General features: G+C 60.5%; 5 protein-coding genes and 1 pseudogene. All 6 read right to left on the bottom strand.

What is annotated here, in order from left to right; all coding sequences use genetic code 11:
• A pseudogene (locus ACP5E6_RS16670) lies at nucleotides 1–364 on the bottom strand (conjugal transfer protein TraI); the annotation flags it as partial.
• A gap of 216 nt (nucleotides 365–580) precedes the next feature.
• Nucleotides 581–1102, bottom strand: a complete 522-nt coding sequence (locus tag ACP5E6_RS16675; RefSeq protein WP_427956035.1) for a DotD/TraH family lipoprotein — start codon at nucleotides 1100–1102, stop codon at nucleotides 581–583.
• A gap of 190 nt (nucleotides 1103–1292) precedes the next feature.
• On the bottom strand, nucleotides 1293–1940 hold the full coding sequence (locus ACP5E6_RS16680) for a hypothetical protein (RefSeq protein ID WP_427956037.1): 648 nt from the start codon (nucleotides 1938–1940) through the stop codon (nucleotides 1293–1295).
• Nucleotides 1937–2707, bottom strand: coding sequence for a phospholipase D family protein (locus ACP5E6_RS16685; RefSeq protein WP_427956040.1), 771 nt, complete (start codon nucleotides 2705–2707; stop codon nucleotides 1937–1939). The genes ACP5E6_RS16680 and ACP5E6_RS16685 overlap by 4 nt, the downstream gene beginning before the upstream one ends.
• A gap of 122 nt (nucleotides 2708–2829) precedes the next feature.
• Nucleotides 2830–3336, bottom strand: a complete 507-nt coding sequence (locus ACP5E6_RS16690; RefSeq protein ID WP_427956042.1) for a hypothetical protein — start codon at nucleotides 3334–3336, stop codon at nucleotides 2830–2832.
• Nucleotides 3337–3606: 270 nt separating this feature from the next.
• On the bottom strand, nucleotides 3607–4192 hold a 586-nt coding region (locus tag ACP5E6_RS16695; RefSeq protein ID WP_427956045.1), incomplete at its 5' end, for a 3'-5' exonuclease.

A 4192-nucleotide genomic window follows, 5' to 3' on the forward strand; every position in this document is an offset into this window, starting at 1 on the left:
TCACCAGCATCAGATTGATCGCATAGCTTTCCGCGGCCAATCCGCCCTGCGCGCCATAGGACAACGCGTTCTGCTTGAGGGCAGCGCGCCGCATCGGTGAGATCGTTTTGTGTTTCGCAGCAAGCGGCCGGAGCGACTGCAACTCGTTGAGGGATGGCGGGGCCTGCCCGCCGGTGAGAACGCCGTTGATCCGTGCGCCGGCGACGGGGTTGTTAAGCGGGTTGGCGTTGTTGCGCAGGCTCCGCGCGATCACGCCGGGACTGGCCGAAATACCGGTCTGGGGAAACGGCGCCTGTGCCGCCCGGACTGCCGGAGCAAGCAACAGGGCGACCGGCAACGCAGCCGCAGGAAGCATTCGTCTCATCGATAGTCTCCTCGGGAATTGAACAGTTCGGGCGGCAACGGATCGATGATGCCCAGACGGAAGAACAACGCGCCCCTTCGCGCGCCCGACACGAGGTCGGCCAGAAAATCGCCCATCGGGTCAGTGATCTGGATCATCCGGACCGGTAGACGAGGGCGGGGCGGAGAGCGGCGGGGGGCGCGGAGACGGCGACATTTTCGTGCCATGACACCCGCCTCACTTCTGGACCGACGCGGCAGGCACCGCGACCGGCCGGGGATACCGAACGTCGATCGTCTGTTCGGCGGGAATGACTGTGACCGTCGCGCGCGAGCCGGCCTCGATGCCGAGGGTGCGGATCACCGTCGAGACCGGGATCTGGTCGGCGTGGACCGAGACCAGAACCGGGACGACGCCCTTCGGATGGTGGATCACCACATGGTAGTTGATCAGCGTGCCGAGCGCCTGGACTGCCGGCCCGAGATTGCCCTCGTAGTTCCATCGAATGCGTTGTTCGAGTTCACCCGGCAGGGCTTCGGGCAATCGTGCTGAGGCCAGCGTCATTACCGGCTCGCCGTCGAGTTGATCGACCGATTGATCAGTTCGCAGGATCGCCTTGTTGAGGGCGATCTGGAGGTTCGGCATGCCGGGTGTGACGACATTGGCCGCAACCTTCGGGACAGGACCGGATGCGCAACCGGCGAGAAGTGTTGCTGCGAACAGGCCCGAAGCGATAGTTGAATGATGCAAAACACGCATGGTGATCTCCCTTCGAGACCACGGTGCGAAATCCTATCGCCACTCCAAACTGCTATTTCAGGCGATCACGCGATTGGGATAATTAAAATCGACTGTTAATTTGCGAAGGCGTTTTTCGAGGCGCAGCCGCTCTCAAGCCGGGCCGAACTGGTTCGGCCGTGCGCCTCTTCCCGAACGCTCACGATCAGATCTACGGCCGGTTCGCAACCAGGGGGAGTTCGATTTCAGTCGGCAGCAGAATAAACATGTCATGCGCCAGCTCGTTGTTGATCTCAATGACTGATGCCGCATTCTGATGAGCTATCGCAAATGCGTTAATCGTGCGAGCTGCATGTTCCTCATTGGTAAAATAAGGCGAAGATGCAAATCCCCAGTTATGCACCAACATCCGATTATAGATGTAGGCTGCGTCGTCCTCGGCCAGACAAGGCACGAGTTGGCCGACATTAAACCCATACTCATCTCGGAAATAATGTGCCGAGATCTGATAGCACCGCTGGAGACTGGCATGGACTGCCGGAAAACCACCCGCGTAGAAATTATCGACGAAATTACCGACGCCTTTCTCGGTTTCGCCCCCATTAAAACCCGCAACCGAGACGATCTGCTGCTGCTGTGCATAATTCGGTCCGGGAAACGGTAAATCCGGTCCGATCTGATGTGCCGCCGATGGAATATATCGATAGTAGAGCGGGCCGAGGACGGCCGGATTGAGGTTGGCTGTACCCACCCCGCCCGCCTGCGGGAGCGTGCATCCCGCCAGCAACGACAGGGTGGCGAGGACGATCGGCAATCCAGCGCCGACACGGTGTGATCTGGCCGACGCGAGCGCCGTCATGCTGCACACGCGCGGGCACCAACCGTCATCGCGTGCGGCCAGAGAATATATCCGCCTCCCGTCCTGCCCGGCATCCATCGCCCTCCTGCTGCCCTTCCCGCCTCGGTCACGAAATACTTTTCTCCTTTTTTCTCGACAAGACCAGTATCAACCAGACGGTCGAAAAGATCCTGCGTCGACATACCAAGCTGCGCCGCCAGCTTCGCGGTGGTCAGTTTGTCGTAGGCGCCGGTCTGGCTGATCGCCTGTCTTTCGGTTTCGGGCGCGGACGTGCCGTCGGCTTTTTGGTCATTCCCATCGGCGTCGCGTCCATCATTCTCGACCCGTTCGAGCGTGATCCGAATTTCCTCGCTGATCCGCACGATCCGCTGGGCTTCGTCATAGGCGTCTCGATACACGACCGGATCTTCACTCCGGTCGAGCAGAATGCCCATCTCGTTGTTATTCACCATCGAGAACTCATAGAGATTGAGGCTTGTGATGATGCACCGCTCTTCGTTGAGGTAGCATTTGGCATGGAGATTTTTGCAGAAGGACGTCCGGACGAACGTCATGCCACGCAGCCAGTCGATTTCCGCCGGCGCGAGTTCGCTCTTGCCGTAGACGATCCTGACGTCGATTTTCAGGCGGTTCTTGTCCGCGATGAGTTCCTTGATGCGATCGTTGAGTCGCAGGAACGGGCTGATCAGGACCAGCCGGTCACGCGCCCCCTTGATCAGCTCCTCCAAGTGGTAGTTCAAGCCACTCGTATTCAGAAATTTCGCCATATACCCACATCTCCATAAGGTATGTTGCTGATCATCACAGGGTCAATCAAAATTCCACAAAAACTGAAAGGATGGTGGTTCGAAGAGTTTCATCAGCAATCGGCTTTCGTGTTTGGCAGACATTAGAAGCGCGCAGTGTGGTGGACCGGAAGGTTGCCGCCGATGACGTGATGGAGGTACACGACGCGCCCCATGACGCCGTTCCTCATGGTGAACAGTGCCAGCGGGTGGTCCGCCTCGAAAATCTGGCCGTTGCCCCCGAACAGACGCTCGCTTCCGTACCAGCTGGATCCTTCCGCATAGCGCAGCCGGTATTCCCCGAGTTGAAGGCGGAGCGAGACCGACATCCCGCGCCAGAGACAAAATTGCACGACCGGCTGGTGCGTCCCCTCGGCGCTCAATTCGACGAAATAATAGCGGGGTCCGGTATGGGGCGCGATGACCGTGAAATTGGCCAGCGTCGTGCCGGGCGGCCGGGTCGACAGCCAGCGAACCGTGTCATTTGCCGGAAACGGTTCCGCCCGCATGACCGCAAAAGGACCGAACGAAGACCCGAAACCGCTACCCTGCCCATCGACATACCTGCCGACCAGAAGGGCTATCCCGAACAGACCGGCGATCCACAGCAAAGACGTCGGATCAAACGAAACCCGACGCCCCGACCTGAAGGGGACATGATCGATCGTATACGGAGGATTCCTGGGCGGGTGAGGTGGCGATTGAGGAGCGGATTTTGCCTTGCGCATCCGCTCCGCTCGCCCCTCCTGAAACCAGTCGCGATCTTCGAGCCCCATCAGGCGGCTCCTTCCGCGAACGCCGGCCCATGCCAGCGTTGATCCGGCATGTCCCGAAAGAACTCAGGCTCGACCGCCTCGATCGAGATGTCCTTCGTCATGCCGCTACGATCCCATCCGTCCGACGATCTCGGCATCCGTCGGCCATGCCAGAATCGCTTCCGCGCGGCGCGTGCGGGTCGCCTTCACCGGCCCGGCCGCGCGCAACCAGCCACTCACTTTGTGCTCGAACGGAATGTCCTCGACATACAGCGAAGGCACCTCGTAACCGCGCCGGTATTCGCAATGCGAGACCGTCACCCGGCGCATCCCGCGCGTGAGCGCGACATAGGCAAGCCGCCGTTCCTCCGCGGCATCGCCATAAGGCGGTGGAAACGCGCCCGCTTCCCAGCCCGGTAGAAACACATGCGGGAATTCGAGCCCCTTGGCCTTGTGCAGGGTCATCATCTTTACCCGATCGGTCCGATCCTCGCCCGGCCCGGATGTGGCGAGGGCCGCATGATCGAGCAGTTCGCGCGCAGTATGAAATCCGCCGGCGATTTCGAGCAACTCCTGCAGATTCTCCAGCCGATCCTCGGTGGTCTCGGCCCGGCTCTCGCGCAACATCGTCCGGTAGCCCGTCCCGTCGAGGAGGGCGGAGATCTGATCGGCGACACTCCCCCGCGTGTCCTGTCCGACCAGGCGGATCAGA

It is taken from the genome of Acidiphilium sp., from assembly GCF_049977125.1.
Lineage (GTDB): Bacteria > Pseudomonadota > Alphaproteobacteria > Acetobacterales > Acetobacteraceae > Acidiphilium.